Annotated in this window: 13 protein-coding genes; 12 read left to right on the top strand and 1 reads right to left on the bottom strand. The window is 40.0% G+C overall.

Going from position 1 to position 16,814, the window contains the following annotated elements; genetic code table 11:
- Positions 1-25: 25 nt before the first annotated feature.
- Positions 26-1,000, bottom strand: a complete 975-nt coding sequence (locus AB3I27_RS10435; RefSeq protein WP_002287399.1) for an L-lactate dehydrogenase — start codon at positions 998-1,000, stop codon at positions 26-28.
- Positions 1,001-1,352: 352 nt separating this feature from the next.
- Between AB3I27_RS10435 and pth the strand changes: the two genes are divergently transcribed.
- The 12 genes from pth (at position 1,353) to lysS (ending at position 16,377) form a co-directional block, all read left to right on the top strand.
- A complete protein-coding gene (gene pth, locus AB3I27_RS10430) occupies positions 1,353-1,913 on the top strand; it encodes an aminoacyl-tRNA hydrolase (RefSeq protein WP_002310408.1) in 561 nt (186 codons plus the stop codon).
- 16 nt (positions 1,914-1,929) lie between these two features.
- Positions 1,930-5,451 (top strand): transcription-repair coupling factor, encoded by a 3,522-nt coding sequence (gene mfd, locus AB3I27_RS10425; protein WP_104760131.1) that lies wholly within the window; start codon positions 1,930-1,932, stop codon positions 5,449-5,451.
- Positions 5,452-5,465: 14 nt separating this feature from the next.
- A complete protein-coding gene (locus AB3I27_RS10420) occupies positions 5,466-7,061 on the top strand; it encodes a polysaccharide biosynthesis protein (protein ID WP_002310406.1) in 1,596 nt (531 codons plus the stop codon).
- A gap of 10 nt (positions 7,062-7,071) precedes the next feature.
- Positions 7,072-7,341, top strand: coding sequence for an RNA-binding S4 domain-containing protein (locus tag AB3I27_RS10415; RefSeq protein WP_002287407.1), 270 nt, complete (start codon positions 7,072-7,074; stop codon positions 7,339-7,341).
- 67 nt (positions 7,342-7,408) lie between these two features.
- Entirely contained in the window at positions 7,409-7,834 is a 426-nt protein-coding gene (locus AB3I27_RS10410; protein WP_002287409.1) for a septum formation initiator family protein, read from the top strand.
- A gap of 45 nt (positions 7,835-7,879) precedes the next feature.
- A complete protein-coding gene (locus AB3I27_RS10405; protein ID WP_002290937.1) occupies positions 7,880-8,350 on the top strand; it encodes a S1 domain-containing RNA-binding protein in 471 nt (156 codons plus the stop codon).
- Positions 8,351-8,469: 119 nt separating this feature from the next.
- Complete coding sequence (tilS, locus tag AB3I27_RS10400) at positions 8,470-9,915, top strand: tRNA lysidine(34) synthetase TilS (protein WP_002314340.1); 1,446 nt, start codon at positions 8,470-8,472, stop codon at positions 9,913-9,915.
- The gene (gene hpt, locus AB3I27_RS10395; protein WP_002310403.1) at positions 9,915-10,460 is read left to right on the top strand and encodes a hypoxanthine phosphoribosyltransferase; all 546 of its coding nucleotides are present in this window, start codon (positions 9,915-9,917) and stop codon (positions 10,458-10,460) included. Before tilS ends, hpt begins: the two co-directional genes overlap by 1 nt.
- A gap of 89 nt (positions 10,461-10,549) precedes the next feature.
- Positions 10,550-12,661 carry an ATP-dependent zinc metalloprotease FtsH gene (ftsH, locus tag AB3I27_RS10390; protein WP_002310402.1) on the top strand — a complete coding sequence of 704 codons (2,112 nt, stop codon included), beginning with the start codon at positions 10,550-10,552 and terminating at the stop codon, positions 12,659-12,661.
- A gap of 216 nt (positions 12,662-12,877) precedes the next feature.
- Complete coding sequence (hslO, locus tag AB3I27_RS10385) at positions 12,878-13,765, top strand: Hsp33 family molecular chaperone HslO (RefSeq protein WP_002310401.1); 888 nt, start codon at positions 12,878-12,880, stop codon at positions 13,763-13,765.
- Positions 13,766-14,770: a tRNA dihydrouridine synthase DusB gene (dusB, locus tag AB3I27_RS10380; protein ID WP_002310400.1), complete on the top strand. Its 1,005-nt coding sequence runs from the start codon at positions 13,766-13,768 to the stop codon at positions 14,768-14,770.
- Between the two features lie 110 nt (positions 14,771-14,880).
- Complete coding sequence (gene lysS, locus AB3I27_RS10375) at positions 14,881-16,377, top strand: lysine--tRNA ligase (protein ID WP_002310399.1); 1,497 nt, start codon at positions 14,881-14,883, stop codon at positions 16,375-16,377.
- Positions 16,378-16,814 lie beyond the last annotated feature (437 nt).

Genomic DNA, 16,814 nt, shown 5'->3' with positions numbered 1-16,814 from the left:
AGATGTTTTCCGTCATATTCAAAGATTATTCAGCGTCTAGTTTAGCAAAAGCTTCATCTAGAATTTCTTTTAATTGTTTAGCAGAAGCAGCCATACGGTCTTGTTCGCTGTCGCTTAAAGGAATTTCGATTACTTTTTGGATACCTTGACGGTTGATAACAGCAGGTGCACCAATGTAGATGTCGTTCAATCCATATTCGCCATTCATGAAGACTGATAAAGGAAGAACAGCATTTTCATCGTCTAAGATGGCACGAGTGATACGTGCTAATGCTACTGCGATACCATAGAAAGTAGCACCTTTTTTCTCGATAATTGTGTAAGCAGCGTCACGTACGCCGAAGAATAGGTTAACCATAGCTTCTTCATCGATTTCTGGGTTGTTTTTCACCCATTCATAGATTTGCAAGCCGGCAACATTTGCATGTGACCAAACTGGGAATTCTGAATCTCCATGTTCACCTAAGATGTAAGCATGGACGTTACGCGCATCAACGTCAACTAATTCCGCAAGTGCTTGACGGAAACGAGCAGAGTCAAGAGACGTACCTGAACCGATAACGCGTTCTTTAGGGAAACCTGAGAATTTCCAAGTTGAGTAAGTCAAAATATCTACTGGGTTAGCGGCAACTAAAAAGATACCGTTAAATCCTGATTCAACGATTTGTGTGACAACATCGCGGTTGATTTTTAGGTTTTTGTTTACTAAATCTAAACGAGTTTCACCTGGTTTTTGTGGTGCGCCAGCTGTAATAACAACTAAGTCAGCATCATGTGCGTCTGCGTAAGTAGCAGAGTAGATTTTTTTAGGTGAAGTAAATGCCAAAGCGTGAGACAAGTCAATTGCGTCTCCTTCAGTTTTAGCAGTATTGATATCCACGATACCTACTTCTTGAGCAATATTTTGAGTAACTAGAGCAAAGGCATAGCTAGAACCTACGGCGCCGTCTCCAACAAGAATAACTTTTTGATGATCTTTTTTTTCTGCAGCTGCAGTCATTTAGTATCAATCCTTCCATTGATTTGTTTTTTCCCATGCTTATGCTAACATTTCTCAAGCCCCATGTCACGCTATTTGGCTATAAAATATAACAGATAACAAGGTTGTATTATATGTAAAAGCTTACATGTGTGTTATTTCACTATTTTTATAATTCAATTATTTCATTAAACTTTGAAGAAATTTTTAATTTCTTTATCATTTATTAACGATTCTCTTTTAGCCGAAACGCTTTGTTTTGTGTTATACTATACATTGACAGTATAAAAAAGAAAAAAAGCTCGATGGACTGGACCGCTAATTAGCAGTCCAGCCTTTTGTGCTGTTTTTAGAATTAGGTGGAAAAACAAAAATGAAAATGATTGTCGGGTTAGGAAACCCAGGTACCAAATACCAATATACTAAACACAATATCGGCTTTATGGTCGTGGATCAAATTGCACGCGAACATCAAGCTGCTTTCAAAAAAAATCCATTCGAAGCAGAAGTTGCCGAATTTTTTCATAATGGAGAAAAGATCCTTCTAGTCAAACCACAGACATTTATGAATGAATCTGGTCGTGCAGTCGGGCCGTTAATGACTTATTTTGGGATTTATCCAGAAGAATTAGTCGTCATCTACGATGATTTGGATCTGGCAGTAGGAAAGATCCGACTCCGTCAAAAAGGGAGTGCCGGCGGGCATAATGGTATCAAAAGTATCATTTCCCATTTGAATACGAATGTCTTTGATCGAATCAAGGTGGGAATCGGCAGACCAGAAGGAAAAAAAACAGTGGTCCAACATGTGCTTAGTCCTTTCAGCAAAGAAAACCAGCCTTTGATAGAAGAAAGCATATTTCAATCTGTTAAAGCAGTCGAATATCTCATAGAAGGGCATTCGTTCGTGGATGCGATGAATCAATTCAATTGAGAAAGGAGGAAAAGGAATGGATATCATTCAATTAGTCGGAAAAGATCCGCAAGTAAAAGAATGGATCAGCAATTTAGAAGAAAAAATGCCTAGACAACTAATCACAGGATTAGCTGGCTCAGCGAAGACGCTTCTATTTGCTCGAGCATTTAAGAAAACAAATAAAAATATGATCATTCTGATGCCAAATTTGTATTATGCCAATCAGTTAGCAGAAGATCTGCAACATGTGATTCCGCAGGATCAGATCCATTTATTTCCAGTGGATGAAGTGCTTTCTGCTGAAATGGCCTTTTCTTCTCCAGAAGCGCGAGGCGAGAGAGTCGCAACGCTCAACGCACTTCAAGAAAAAAAAGCAGGTATCTATTTGTTGCCAGTCGCAGCTTTGCACAAGCGACTGCCGAATAAGAAAACTTGGCTACAGGCGCAATTGAATTGGCATGTTGGTGATGAGATAGATGTGGAAAATCTTCCTCGCCAATTGACTTTGATGGGCTATGTACGAGAAGAAATGGTCGCAAAACCCGGAGAATTCAGTATTCGAGGAAGCATCGTCGATATTTACCCATTAACAACAAACTATCCTATTCGTGTAGAATTATTTGATGTAGAGATAGATTCTATGCGGTATTTTGAAGCAGAAACACAACGTTCAATCGAAAAAACGGAAGAAATCTGGGTTTCTCCAACGAGTGAACAAGTCTATGGACCAGAGGATCTGGAACATGGAATAGAGCAAATGCAAAAAATGCTAGAAAAACGGCTTGCTGCGACCACAGAAGAAGCAGACCGCGAGTTTTTACAAGATTACTTCGGTCAGATGACTTCAAGCTGGCAAGCAGGTATCCCGACAGAAGAAGCAAAATTCTACTCAGATCTTCTTTACCAAGAATTTGTAACAATCTTGGATTATTTTCCTTCAAATAGTCTACTAGTCGTTGATGATTACCAGCGGATCATGGAAACAAATCGGGAAATCGAAAGGGAAGCGGCAGAATGGCATACTCAAAAAATCAGCGAATTGCGGTTTTTTTCTGAGCAGTCATTTTCAGCAGATGTACAAAGAATCGTTCAAAAGGAAAAATTTACTACAACCTTTTTCTCACTCTTCCAAAAAGGGATGGGAAATCTTCGTTTCCAAGCAATCCATAATTTTCAATATCGGACGATGCAACAGTTCTTCGGACAAATGCCATTGCTGAAAACAGAAATGGATCGTTGGCGCAAGCAAAAACAGACTGTTGTGATCTTTATTCCGACAAAGGACAGAATACGTAAAGCAGAACAAATGCTTCGAGATGAAGATATATTAGTAGTAGAAACAGAAAAAAATGCATTGATCAGAGGACAGGTACAATTAGTTGAAGGAGCTTTGCAGGCCGGTTTTGAACTTCCTCAAGAAAAAATAGTAGCTATCACAGAAAAAGAAATTTTCCAAAAAACGACGAAAAAACAAACGAGACGTCAAACAGTAACAAACGCAGAGCGATTGAAAAGCTACAATGAGTTAAAAGCAGGAGATTACGTTGTCCATGCCAATCATGGTATCGGGAAATACATTGGGATGGAAACGCTAGAAGTAGATGGCGTTCACCAAGACTATATGACTATTTTGTATCAAAACGACGACAAACTGTTTATTCCTGTTACTCAACTGAATCTGATCCAAAAATATGTCGCCTCGGAAGCCAAAGCACCTCGCATCAATAAGCTAGGCGGAAGTGAATGGACGAAAACTAAACGAAAAGTATCTTCGAAAATCGAAGATATCGCTGACGATTTAATCAAATTATACGCAGCAAGAGAATCAGAAAAAGGATATGCTTTTGGTCCTGATGACGCCTACCAAAAAGAATTCGAAAATGCTTTCCCTTATTCTGAAACAGACGACCAGTTGAGAAGTGCAGCGGAGATCAAGCGGGATATGGAAAAAGAAAAACCAATGGATCGACTACTCGTAGGTGATGTTGGTTATGGGAAAACAGAAGTAGCGCTTCGAGCGGCCTTTAAAGCGATAAAGGAAAGCAAACAAGTAGCCTTTTTAGTTCCAACAACGATCTTGGCACAGCAGCACTATGAAACGATGCTGGAAAGATTTGAAGGTTTCCCCGTAAATATCGGGCTATTAAGTCGTTTCAGAACAAGAAAGCAACAAAAAGAAACCATCGAACAACTGCGCACAGGTCAAGTTGATATTGTTGTGGGAACCCATCGAATCTTGTCAAAAGATATTGAATTTAGCGATTTGGGTTTATTGATTATTGACGAAGAACAACGTTTTGGTGTAAAACATAAAGAACGATTGAAACAGTTACGTGCACAAGTGGATGTTTTGACTCTGACAGCAACACCGATTCCGAGAACTTTGCATATGTCGATGCTAGGCGTGCGGGATCTTTCAGTAATCGAAACACCGCCTGCGAATCGTTATCCGATCCAAACATATGTTATGGAAAAAAATCCTGGGGCTATCCGCGAAGCAATCCATCGAGAAGTGGGACGAGGTGGACAAGTATTCTATTTATATAATCGAGTAGAAACGATCGAACAAAAAGTAGAAGAAATCCAAGAACTCGTTCCGGAAGCGCGGATCGGCTATGCTCATGGACAAATGACAGAGGCGCAATTAGAAAATACGCTCTTTGAATTTATTGAAGGTCAGTATGATGTTCTTGTCACTACGACCATCATTGAAACAGGAGTGGATATCCCGAACGCAAATACATTGTTTGTTGAGAACGCTGATTATATGGGTTTATCCACGTTATATCAATTACGCGGACGGGTAGGAAGAAGTAGCCGCGTCGCATATGCTTATTTTATGTATGAGCAGCAGAAGATCCTTAATGAAGTCAGTGAAAAGCGTCTTCAGGCAATCAAAGATTTTACAGAACTGGGATCTGGATTCAAAATTGCGATGCGTGATCTTTCCATTCGCGGTGCAGGTAATCTCTTAGGTGCTCAGCAACATGGATTTATTGATGCAGTCGGTTTTGATATGTATTCTCAAATGCTGAGCGAAGCAGTGTCTCGTAAACAAGGAAAGAATAGTCAAGTGGAGAAGACCACTGTTGAGATCGACCTCGGTGTTGACGCGTATCTACCTGAAACATACGTGGCAGATCAGCGGCAGAAAATCGAGATCTATAAACGAATTCGTGAACTTGATTCGCAAGAAATGCTAGATGAACTGGAAGATGATCTGCTCGACCGTTTTGGAGAATACCCAGAAGAAGTAGCACACCTCCTGACAATCGGACAGATTAAAATGGATGGCGATCGAGCGCTCTTGGAAACGATAAGGAAACAGGAGCCGCATATCGTCTTTACTCTAAGCAAAGTTGGAACGAAACGCTACAGCGTGGAACAATTATTCGAAGCACTAACGGCGACGAAACTAAAAGCCAGTCTAGGCGTTGAAAAAGAACAGATGGTAATACGCTTGACGATTCCAAACCAAATGGAAGAAGCAGTGTGGCTTCAGGAAATCCAAAAGTTTGTCAAAGCATTGCGTGAGCAAAAATATCTGTCAGCGTAGGAAGGAGCAACGATTTGGATCATAAAGAAATGCGGCGCGTCATGCAAGGAGCATTTGTACTGACGATTGCTTCTTTCATAGCAAAAGTATTAAGTGCCCTTTACCGAATTCCTCTCCAAAACTTAGTCGGCGACGAAGGTTTTTATGTTTATCAGCAAGTTTATCCAATTTATGGGATAGCAATGACTTTAGCTTTATCAGGTCTTCCGCAGTTCATATCAAAGTACGTTGCAGAAAGAAAGAATCCTTTCGAGCGAAAGCAAGCTTTGCAAAGTCTTTATCCCTTGGTGTTTTGGACAGGTGTCTTTCTGTGGTTGTTTGTCTTTTCATTTAGCAGTTGGATTGCTTGGATGATGGGGGATATACAATTGAAACCACTGATCCAAGTAGTTTCTTTTACCTTTTTGCTGATGCCTGGTTTATCTTTTTATCGAGGGAATTTTCAAGGAAGATTTTTGATGGAACCAACGGCAGTTTCTCAAGTTGTTGAACAGCTCGTTCGTGTTTCTGTAATCGTCTGTAGTGCGTTTGCTTTTAGAAAGCTCGGATGGACGGTGTACCAAACGGGGACGGCAGCGATGAGTGGAGCCGTTTTTGGCGGGTTATGCGCATATGGGATCCTTCACTACTATGAACAAAAGATTCATGGAGGAGTATTAAGCTTCCGCCGGTTCCCATTATTCAAACAGCCACCAAAATCTTTGATCCGGCGCTTTCTAGTAGAAGGCGGTCTGGTTTCGATTTATAGCGGATTACTCATCTTTTTTCAGCTGATCGACTCTTTCTTTGTAAAAAATGCTTTGGAAGTTTACGGTCTATCGGAATATGGTGCGAAGATAGCAAAAGGGGTCTATGATCGAGGGCAGCCTTTGGTTCAATTAGGTTTAGTGATCGCCACCGCATTAAGTGCGACATTTCTGCCTGCATTGACCCGTCATTTGACCAACCGGATCTATCGTCAGTTTTTACAGACAGCCAAAATCTATCTTAGATTGACGACCGCTTTGGCATTAGCTGCATCTTTGGGATTAGCCTTACTGCTTCCTTATATCAATTATGCGTTGTTTAAAGATTATGCAGGAAATGCAGCGCTTGTATTGTTTGTTTTTTCCATTGCTTTTACTGCAGTCATCCAAGCCTATCAAAGTATTGCTCAAAGCAAGAACTCTTTTCGCCCTTCTTTAAAAGGAGCAGGATGGGGGCTCTTGGTAAAAGGATTGACTACTTCTTTTCTAACTGGTTTATTAGGAACAGCCGGAGCAAGCCTGTCTACCCTTTTAGGATTAGGTGTGACGCTTTGGTATTTTGTCCGAATCGAAACAAAAGAGCTAAATGCTTTTTGGAAGGAACGACATTTTGGGCGGAAGTTGATTATCAGCCTTCTTTGTATGACAGCAGTCTTGCTTCTGTATTATGGTGTGTTGAATATAGTGTTTGGTCCTGTAACTCATCGTTCCACTGCTTTTTTTGTCAGTGTGATAGGCGTTGGGATTGGCGCATCTGTGTTCATTTATGCAGTGATTCGTCTCCGTCTGTTTACAGTAAGAGAGTGGCTCATGTTGCCATTTGGTAAGAAAATTCTACGATTAAACAAAAAAATCAAAAAGTGAGGAATAAGATATGCGATTAGACAAATTTTTAAAAATATCCCGAATCATCAAAAGACGATCAGTAGCAAAAGAAGTGGCTGATAAAGGAAGGATCCAAATCAACGGAAAATTGGCGAAATCTTCCAGTGACGTCAAAGTAGGCGACATTTTGAAAGTCCAGTTCGGCAATAAAACGTTGGAAGTAAAAATTACGGAATTACATGAATCGACCAAAAAAGAAGATGCACAAAAAATGTACGAAATTATTTCTGAAAATCGCACAGAAACACTAGAGAAATAGATTAGACAAGCTTTCATGATATTGGTATAATGAGAAAGACAATCAAAAAAGATTGGAGCGAATCCAAGTGACGAAAAAAAGCAATAAAATCGCTGCGCTAGATACGGAATATGCAAAGAAAAAGTATGCTGAATTTCAGCAACAACAACGACAACTGATTTTTCGAAGACGCAGACTGGCTGCAATTTTTGTTGGTGCTTTGGTCATTTTCGCGATAATAGGTGTGCAGATTTTCCATGATATGCAAAGGATGCATCAATTGAACGAATTGAGAGTCGAAGCAAATACTGAAATGAAAGAAGTCAACGCAGACGTTGATCAGCTGCACCAAGATGTTTCATTGCTGAAAGATGATGAATATGTAGCTAAACTTGCCAGAAGCAAATTCTTTTACTCAAAAGACGGTGAAAAAGTTTATCCTATATTAGAATCAAACACAGACAGCTCGACAAATGAAACAGATCAATCAACTAGTTCTACAACTGCAAAATAAGCAGGAATATAAAAAAGGGAAATAATTAGGAGGAACATTTTTTTTATGTCAATCGAGGTAGGAGCAAAACTGCAAGGAAAAGTATCAGGAATTACAAATTTTGGTGCGTTTATTGATCTAGGTGCTGGAAAAACGGGTCTAGTTCATATTAGCGAAGTGTCAAATGGATATGTAAAAGACATCCATGATGTTTTAAGTGTAGGAGATGAAGTAACAGTCAAAGTTATTTCAGTAAATGATGATGGGAAAATCGGACTATCTATCCGCAAAGCGCAGGAACAACCTGTAGAATCTGGAGAAGAAAGCCGTCCTAAAAAATTTCAACAAAAAGATTCCCGTGACAACCGCAATCGTCCAGCACAGAAAAAATCTTTTTCTCGCAGTCAGCCTTCAGCTCAAAAAGAAGACTTCGATTCATTGATGAGTTCATTTTTGAAAGATAGCGATGACCGCTTATCTTCATTGAAGCGAAACACAGAAGGAAAACGCGGTGGCCGTGGCGGACGCCGCAGCTAATAAAGCTGAAAATAATGATGATGCGACTATTTTAGTCAAAGTATCAACAGAGGGCAGGTTAATTGTCGTTTTAGACGTTTTCCCGCTCTCTTTTTTTAGGAAGAAAGGGTGTGGAAAGAATGAACGTTGAAAAAGACGGTAAAAAAGTACCGCTATTGCAGCAGTCATTTATTCGGCACGGAAATGAACAAGGATTCTGGCAAAAAGAATCAAGGATTTTAGCAGCGGTATCAGGTGGGGTTGATTCGATGGTTTTGCTCCATTTGCTTTTGCAAGCGCAACGCCAAATCGGTTTTTCTTTGGGCGTCGTCCATATCAATCACCAATTGAGAGAAGAATCAGCAGAAGAAGCTGCTTATCTTCGCTCATATTGTGAAAAGAAGAATCTACCTTTATATGTAAGTGTTTGGGAAAATCCGGCCAAAACGGCCATAGAAACAGCAGCTCGTAACTTTCGTTATCAAGCATTCACTCGAGTGATGGAAGAAGGACAATATGATACGTTGATGACTGCTCATCATGGAGATGATCAAATCGAGACGGTGTTGATGAAAATCATTCGTGGAGGACAGTTAAGTACTTTTTCTGGAATCAAAGGAGTACAACCATTTGCTACGGGCAGACTTGTTCGTCCATTGCTGAGTTTCAGTAAAGAAGAATTATATGCTTATGCAGCAGAATCACAGCTTGTTTACTTTGAGGATCAGACGAACCAATTATTAGATGTCCAAAGAAATCGGCTTCGCCATTTGGTTGTTCCTCAATTAAAACAAGAAAACACCCAGGTGATGAGACATTTTCAACAGTTTTCGCAACAGATTCAATGGGCAGACCAAGTCATTCAAAAATGTATGGGGCAGTTAATCGAAAAGGAAGTCGAACAGTTAAAGGATCGATTTCAATTTTCAGCAGAAATGATAGAAAAAATGGAAGAAGCGGAACGATACTATTTTTTCCACTCCTTCTTCGACAAAGTATTCTCAGAAACAGGGGTCATTTTGAAAGAGCAGCAAATGACATCGATTTTAGATCAGTGGCAACAGAAAAAAAGTCAATGGCAGCTTAGCATCGGCAACAACTGGGTACTGAAAAGAGAGTATCATTTTGTTATACTCGCTAAAAAAGAAAAACAAGCCACTGCTCAGACAGAAGATCAGCGCTTGTTGCTTATTCCAGAACAAGGGATACAGTTGAACGAAACAGAATGGATTGGTCTGGTCAAACCTGAACATTCAGAGGACATCAAAACAACAGATTCATGGTCTCTGTTTTCTCATGACATTTGGGTTCCCGCCGATGTGCAACTATATGTCGAAAAAAGAAAAGCAGGAGACCGTATTCAATTAACGGAGAAACTTACAAAAAAAGTATCTAGATATTTTATCGATCAGAAAGTACCTAATTCACAAAGACAGCATGCTTGGATCATTACAGATGCCAAAAGAAATATATATAGCCTGATACCTTTTGCCTTTTCATATTTGAGTATTCGTGAAGAAACTGATAAAATACACTACATACTTCTTTACAAATATCAAAAAGAAGCAATTGGAAGGAGAACCTGATGTTGGAAAAGGATATTGAGAGAATTTTGATCTCACAAGAAGAGATACAAGTTCGTTGCAAAGAACTAGGCAAAGAGTTAACAGAAATTTACCAAAACACCAATCCCCTAGTAGTAGGTGTCTTAAAAGGAGCGGTACCATTCATGGCAGATATCGTTCGTTCTATCGATACGTATTTGGAATTGGATTTCATGGATGTTTCAAGCTACGGGAATGCAACAGTCTCGTCAGGGGAAGTAAAAATCGTCAAAGACTTGGATACAAATGTAGAAGGTCGCGATCTGTTGATCGTTGAAGATATCATTGACAGCGGAAGAACACTTGCTTATTTAGTGGATCTTTTCAAATACCGCAAAGCAAAATCAGTCAAAATCGTTACACTGCTTGACAAACCCGAAGGAAGAGTAGTAAACATCGAAGCAGATTATGTTGGGTTCAACGTACCAAATGAATTTGTTGTCGGTTATGGCTTGGATTATGCAGAAGCATATCGTAACCTTCCGTACATCGGTGTATTGAAACCTACTGTTTATCAATCAAATTAATGCTGTATCTCAATTAAATTATGGTACAATAGAATGGTCAGGATTGATAAAAAACTGTTAAATTAAATTGACGCTTAGGGAGGGCAACTATGAACAAAAAGAACAATGGCATGATGAAAAATGCCTTGTATTATGTCCTCGTAATCTTAGCGATGGTAATGGTCGTTTATTTCATTTTTGGTAATAACGGCCAGCGATCGTCAGATATCGAGTACTCAAAATTCACAGAACAACTACAAGCAGGCAAAATCAAAGAGTTTGAAGTGCAGCCTGCAAATGGTGTATATAAGATCACTGGTGAATACAAGGAACAGCAGACAGTCGCTAACAGCGGCGGGTTAGCTATCTTGGGTTCAACAGATACGACTACTACCCATTTCACAACAATCATTTTGCCAAATGATACAACATTGAGCCAAGTAACAGAACTGGCAAAAGAAAACAAAGTTGCTACAACAGTAAAAGAAGAATCAAGCAGCGGCGTATGGGTTTCGTTATTGCTTAGCTTCTTGCCGATCGTGATCATCATCTTTTTCTTCTACATGATGATGGGACAACAAGGCGGCGGTGGTGGCGGTGGCGGCCGTGTCATGAACTTTGGTAAATCAAAAGCCAAAGAAGCAGACAAAAAAGCTAATCGCGTACGTTTTTCTGATGTAGCGGGTGCGGAAGAAGAAAAACAAGAACTAGTTGAAGTTGTTGAATTTCTGAAAGATCCTCGCCGATTTGTTGAATTAGGTGCCCGTATCCCGGCAGGTGTACTTTTAGAAGGACCTCCAGGAACAGGTAAAACCTTGTTAGCAAAAGCTGTTGCCGGAGAAGCTGGCGTACCATTTTATTCGATCTCAGGTTCTGATTTCGTAGAAATGTTTGTCGGCGTCGGAGCAAGCCGTGTTCGTGATTTGTTTGAAACAGCGAAGAAAAACGCACCGGCTATCATTTTCATCGATGAAATTGATGCAGTAGGTCGTCAACGTGGTGCCGGTATGGGCGGCGGACATGATGAACGCGAACAAACATTGAACCAATTGCTTGTAGAAATGGATGGTTTCGACGGAAATGAAGGAGTAATCGTCATTGCTGCAACTAACCGTTCTGACGTACTAGATCCAGCGTTACTACGTCCCGGCCGTTTTGACCGTCAAATTTTAGTTGGCCGTCCAGATGTAAAAGGACGTGAAGCAATCTTGCGCGTCCATGCACGGAATAAACCGATGGCCGATGATGTTGACTTGAAAGTTGTTGCTCAACAGACTCCAGGGTTTGCCGGAGCAGATTTGGAAAACGTCTTGAATGAAGCGGCGCTAGTAGCTGCTAGAAGAAATAAAAAGAAAATCGATGCTTCTGATATCGATGAAGCGGAAGATCGCGTGATTGCAGGTCCAGCTAAAAAAGACCGTGTAATCAGCAAAAAAGAACGCGAAATGGTTGCTTATCACGAAGCTGGTCATACGATTGTCGGATTAGTGTTAAGTCGCGCTCGGGTCGTCCACAAAGTAACGATTATCCCTCGCGGACGCGCCGGTGGATATATGATCGCTTTACCAAAAGAAGATCAGTTCTTGATGACAAAAGAAGATATGTTTGAACAAATCGTAGGCTTGCTTGGTGGACGTACAGCTGAAGAAATCATCTTCAATGTCCAATCAACTGGGGCTTCCAATGACTTTGAACAAGCGACAGCTTTAGCACGAAGCATGGTAACAGAATATGGAATGAGCGATCGTTTAGGTCCCGTTCAATATGAAGGAAATCATCAAGTGTTCGTTGGCCGCGACTACGGTCAAACAAAAGCTTACTCTGAACAAGTTGCTTTCGAAATTGATCAAGAAGTACGCAAGATTTTGATGGAAGCTCATGCCAAAGCTCATGAAATCATCGAAGCTCATCGTGCGCAGCATAAATTGATTGCTGAAAAACTTCTGGAATTCGAAACATTGGATGCCAAAGCAATCAAATCGTTATTCGAACACGGTGTGATGCCTGAAGGTACTGAGTCAAATGATTATCCAAGCGAAAAAGAAGCGAAAACTTTTGAAGAAGCAAAACGTGCTTTGGAAGAAAAAGACGCTGAAAAACAAGCAGAAGAAAAACGTGATTTTGAAGAAGCAAAACATGAGCTGCATGAGGAAAATAAAGCAGAACATGATTCAGATTCTCAACGATCAGAAGATAATCATTCAGACGATCAATACAAATAAAAAAATATAGGTCAATTGATCTGATAGGACTCCCGAAAACCGGAACAAAAACCGGTTTTCGGGAGATTTCTTTATTTAAGATGTAAATAGGATGATGTCCTGTTATCTAGATGATTCTGAATTATTTTTAAAAGAAGCATTCCAAAGTTGAAAAAAGCAGGAGTTGCTAGTATGATTCACTATGAGTTTAAAAACGGAAAAAGGAGTACATAACAAATGAAAGATTATCTGGTTAAGGCACTTGCTCACGACGGATTCGTACGAGCATACGCCGTTCAAGCAACAAATACCGTAGCGGAGGCACAAAGACGTCATGATACTTGGCATACGTCCTCAGCTGCTTTAGGACGAACATTAGTGGGCAGTCTGCTGCTTGGTGCAACACTTAAAGGAGAAGATAAACTAACTGTTCGAATCCAAGGCGATGGTCCAGCAGCAGGAATCGTAGTAGATGCAAATGGGAAGGGAGATGTGAAAGGCTACATCAAAAATCCGCATCTCAGCCTTCCTTTGAATAGTGAAGGTAAAATCGATGTGCGAGGAGCAGTTGGGACACAAGGGATGTTTACTGTCACAAAAGATTTAGGATTAAAAGAGCCTTTTTCTGGACAAACGCCAATTGTTTCTGGAGAAATCGCTGAAGATTTTACTTACTATCTCGCTATCTCAGAACAAATTCCTTCAGCTGTTGGACTAAGTGTACTGGTCAATACTGATGACAGTATCAAGACAGCAGGTGGATTCATGATTCAAATCATGCCAGGTGCCGATGAAGAAACAATCAGCAAGATTGAGGAACAATTAAAAACAACACCAAGAATCTCTACTCTCTTAGATGAAGGACAGACACCAGAAGAAATATTGAAGGGATTGCTTGATACAGAAGAGCTGAACGTTTTAGAAAAAATGCCTGTTCAATTCAAATGTGACTGTTCGAAAGAAAAATTTGCAGAAGCAATTATTGCGCTAGGTGCAGAAGAAATCCAAGCAATGATAGATGAAGATCATGGAGCAGAAGCGGTATGCTCTTTCTGTAACAATAAATACAAGTATAGTGAAGAAGAATTAGCTGGATTGAAGAAAGAAGCCTTAGGAGGAATTTAAGTGGAACACAAATGGAAAATCGGCAATGTTGAAATCCCTAATCGTGTCGTTGTTGCGCCGATGGCTGGAATAACAAATTCAGCATTTCGAGTCACTGTCAAAGAATTTGGTGCAGGCTTAGTCGTATGTGAAATGATCAGTGACCAAGGTATCCATTTCAGAAACAAAAAAACTTTAGAGATGCTCCACATTGAAGAAACAGAACATCCATTAAGTTTACAGATATTTGGCGGGAACAAAGACAGCCTAGTTGAAGCTGCTCAATTTGTCGAAGAAAACACAGCTGCAGATATAATAGACATCAATATGGGCTGTCCAGTAAACAAAGTGATCAAAGCAGAAGCAGGGGCAAAGTGGCTTTTAGATCCTGAGAAAGTATACGAAATGGTCCAAGCTGTTTCTTCAGCAGTGGATATCCCTGTAACGGTCAAGATGCGTATCGGTTGGGATGAAGAACACGTCTTTGCTGTAGAAAATGCATTAGCAGCACAATCAGCTGGAGCAAGTGCCATCGCTATGCACGGACGTACACGGGTTCAGATGTATGAGGGAAAAGCAGATTGGGAAATATTAAAAGAAGTAAAAAAACATCTCACCATCCCATTTATGGGGAACGGGGATGTCAAAACACCCGAAGATGCAAAACGGATGCTTGATTATGTTGGTGCAGACGGTGTGATGATTGGCCGGGCAGCTTTGGGAAACCCATGGATGATTCATCGTACACAGCATTATCTAGAAACAGGAGAACTGATTCCTGAGCCAACACCAGCCGAAAAGATTGCTACAGCTAAACTTCATTTACAACGCTTAGCAGATCTTAAAGGAGAAAAAGTAGCATGTAGAGAATTCAGAACACATGCGGCTTATTATTTAAAAGGGATTCCTCGAGCAGCAAAAGTGAAAGTAGCAATCAATCAGACAGAAAATCAGCAAGAAATCAATGGTCTGCTGGATCAATTTGTAGAAAAAGCAGAAAAAGTACTATTGAAACAAACGTTGTGATTTCTAAGTTTTTCGTGAATTTTCAAGCTGAAATTCCAAGTTCGGCTTGCTTTTTTTGTGTTTCATTGGCATTATAGGAAAGAGATTAACATGAGAATGGAGGAACTTTTGTGACACAGGAACAACAACATCAAGTAGAAGATTTAAATGATCAAATGCTTGTACGTCGTCAAAAAATGGAACAATTGCGTGAAGATGGAATCGATCCATTTGGAAAAAGATTTGAACGCACACATAACTCAGAAGAATTGCATGAACTATTTGATCCAAGAACAAAAGAAGAACTAGCAGAGATGGGATTGACCGCTAGTGTAGCTGGTCGTATGATGACTCGCCGAGGAAAAGGAAAAGCTGGGTTTGCGCATCTACAAGATCGAGAAGGCCAAATTCAAATTTATGTAAGAAAAGACCAAGTAGGTGATGAAGCCTATGAAGTATTTAAACATGCAGACCTTGGAGATTTCTTTGGTGTAACTGGACAAATCATGAAAACAGACACAGGCGAAGTTTCTATCAAAGCTTCAGAAATCACGATTTTGTCAAAAGCACTTCGTCCACTGCCAGATAAATACCATGGCTTGACGAATATTGAACAACGCTACAGACAACGCTACTTGGATTTGATCAGTAATCGCGAAAGCTTTGACCGATTTATGAAACGAAGCCAAATTATCAGCGAGATCCGTCGTTATTTAGATGGCAATGGCTATATTGAAGTAGAAACGCCAGTATTGCATAATGAGGCAGGTGGAGCCGCTGCTCGTCCATTCATCACACACCATAATGCACTGGATATTGATTTATATTTGCGTATTGCGTTGGAACTTCATTTGAAACGACTAATTGTCGGCGGAATGGAAAAAGTTTATGAAATCGGTCGTGTTTTCCGTAATGAAGGGATTGACACTACGCATAATCCAGAATTTACGATGTTAGAAGCATACACAGCATATACTGATTTCAATGATGTAATGAATCTGACAGAAGGTATTATCCGTAACGCAGCTGAAAAAGTACTAGGGACAGCGAAAATCACATATGATGGACAAGCTGTTGACTTAGAAAGCGACTTTAAACGTATCCATATGGTAGATGCGATCAAAGAACAAACTGGTGTAGATTTCTGGAAAGAAATGACATTGGAAGAAGCATTAGCCTTAGCTGAAAAGCATAACGTAGAAGTAACAGAAGCGATGGGAGTCGGACATGTTATCAATGAATTCTTTGAAACGTTTGTTGAAGAAACGTTGACACAACCGACATTTGTTTACGGACATCCAGTCGAAGTTTCGCCTTTAGCGAAGAAAAATCCAGAAGATCCTCGATTCACAGACCGATTCGAACTGTTTATCGTAGGACGCGAATTTGCTAATGCCTTTACAGAACTAAACGATCCAATTGATCAAAGAGAACGATTTGAAGCACAAGAAAAAGAACGTGAACTAGGGAACGATGAAGCTCACGGTGTAGACGAAGACTTCTTGGAAGCATTAGAATACGGTATGCCGCCAACAGGTGGTCTAGGTATCGGGATTGACAGATTAGTGATGCTGCTAACTGACGCTCAATCCATTCGGGACGTTCTACTATTCCCAACAATGAGATAATCAAATAAAAGCTGTCTAGGGGACTCCTTAGGCAGCTTTTGCTATGTAGAAAGCAACAAACAATAACGAATGTTCAAAAGCTGTTATCAAATATTGCAGACATTAATGGAGCCGAAAGCGAACGATAAAGAAAGAAAAGTAATGAATAATCGCTTATTGAAAAAAACTTGAAAAAATACAAAAAATTCGTTGACCAAGATAAATTTAGTTGGTATATTATTACTTGTCCAAAAGACAGAAGGAAATATTTCTTCAAAAACATAACAAAAAAGTTGTTGACATGTTGCTAACGGCATGATAAGATAACTGAGTCGTTAAAAAAGAACAGCTTGCGAAGCTTGATTCTATCGAAAAAAACTTCAAAAAAGTTGTTGACAAATAACAAACGATGAGTTATGATAAATGAGTTGCTGAAAGATTTCAAAAAACGAAATCGA

This window comes from Enterococcus sp. C46 (genome assembly GCF_040887565.1).
GTDB lineage: Bacteria > Bacillota > Bacilli > Lactobacillales > Enterococcaceae > Enterococcus_B > Enterococcus_B lactis.
Note: the sequence above shows the minus strand (reverse complement) of the source record. Positions and strands in the feature narration are given on the sequence as shown.

Coding starts and splice junctions, on each gene's coding strand:
- AB3I27_RS10435 (WP_002287399.1), bottom strand. CDS start 1,000: ATGACTGCAGCTGCAGAAAAAAAAGATCATCAAAAAGTTATTCTTGTT.
- AB3I27_RS10415 (WP_002287407.1), top strand. CDS start 7,072: ATGCGATTAGACAAATTTTTAAAAATATCCCGAATCATCAAAAGACGA.
- pth (WP_002310408.1), top strand. CDS start 1,353: ATGAAAATGATTGTCGGGTTAGGAAACCCAGGTACCAAATACCAATAT.
- mfd (WP_104760131.1), top strand. CDS start 1,930: ATGGATATCATTCAATTAGTCGGAAAAGATCCGCAAGTAAAAGAATGG.
- ftsH (WP_002310402.1), top strand. CDS start 10,550: ATGAACAAAAAGAACAATGGCATGATGAAAAATGCCTTGTATTATGTC.
- tilS (WP_002314340.1), top strand. CDS start 8,470: ATGAACGTTGAAAAAGACGGTAAAAAAGTACCGCTATTGCAGCAGTCA.
- AB3I27_RS10405 (WP_002290937.1), top strand. CDS start 7,880: ATGTCAATCGAGGTAGGAGCAAAACTGCAAGGAAAAGTATCAGGAATT.
- hpt (WP_002310403.1), top strand. CDS start 9,915: ATGTTGGAAAAGGATATTGAGAGAATTTTGATCTCACAAGAAGAGATA.
- hslO (WP_002310401.1), top strand. CDS start 12,878: ATGAAAGATTATCTGGTTAAGGCACTTGCTCACGACGGATTCGTACGA.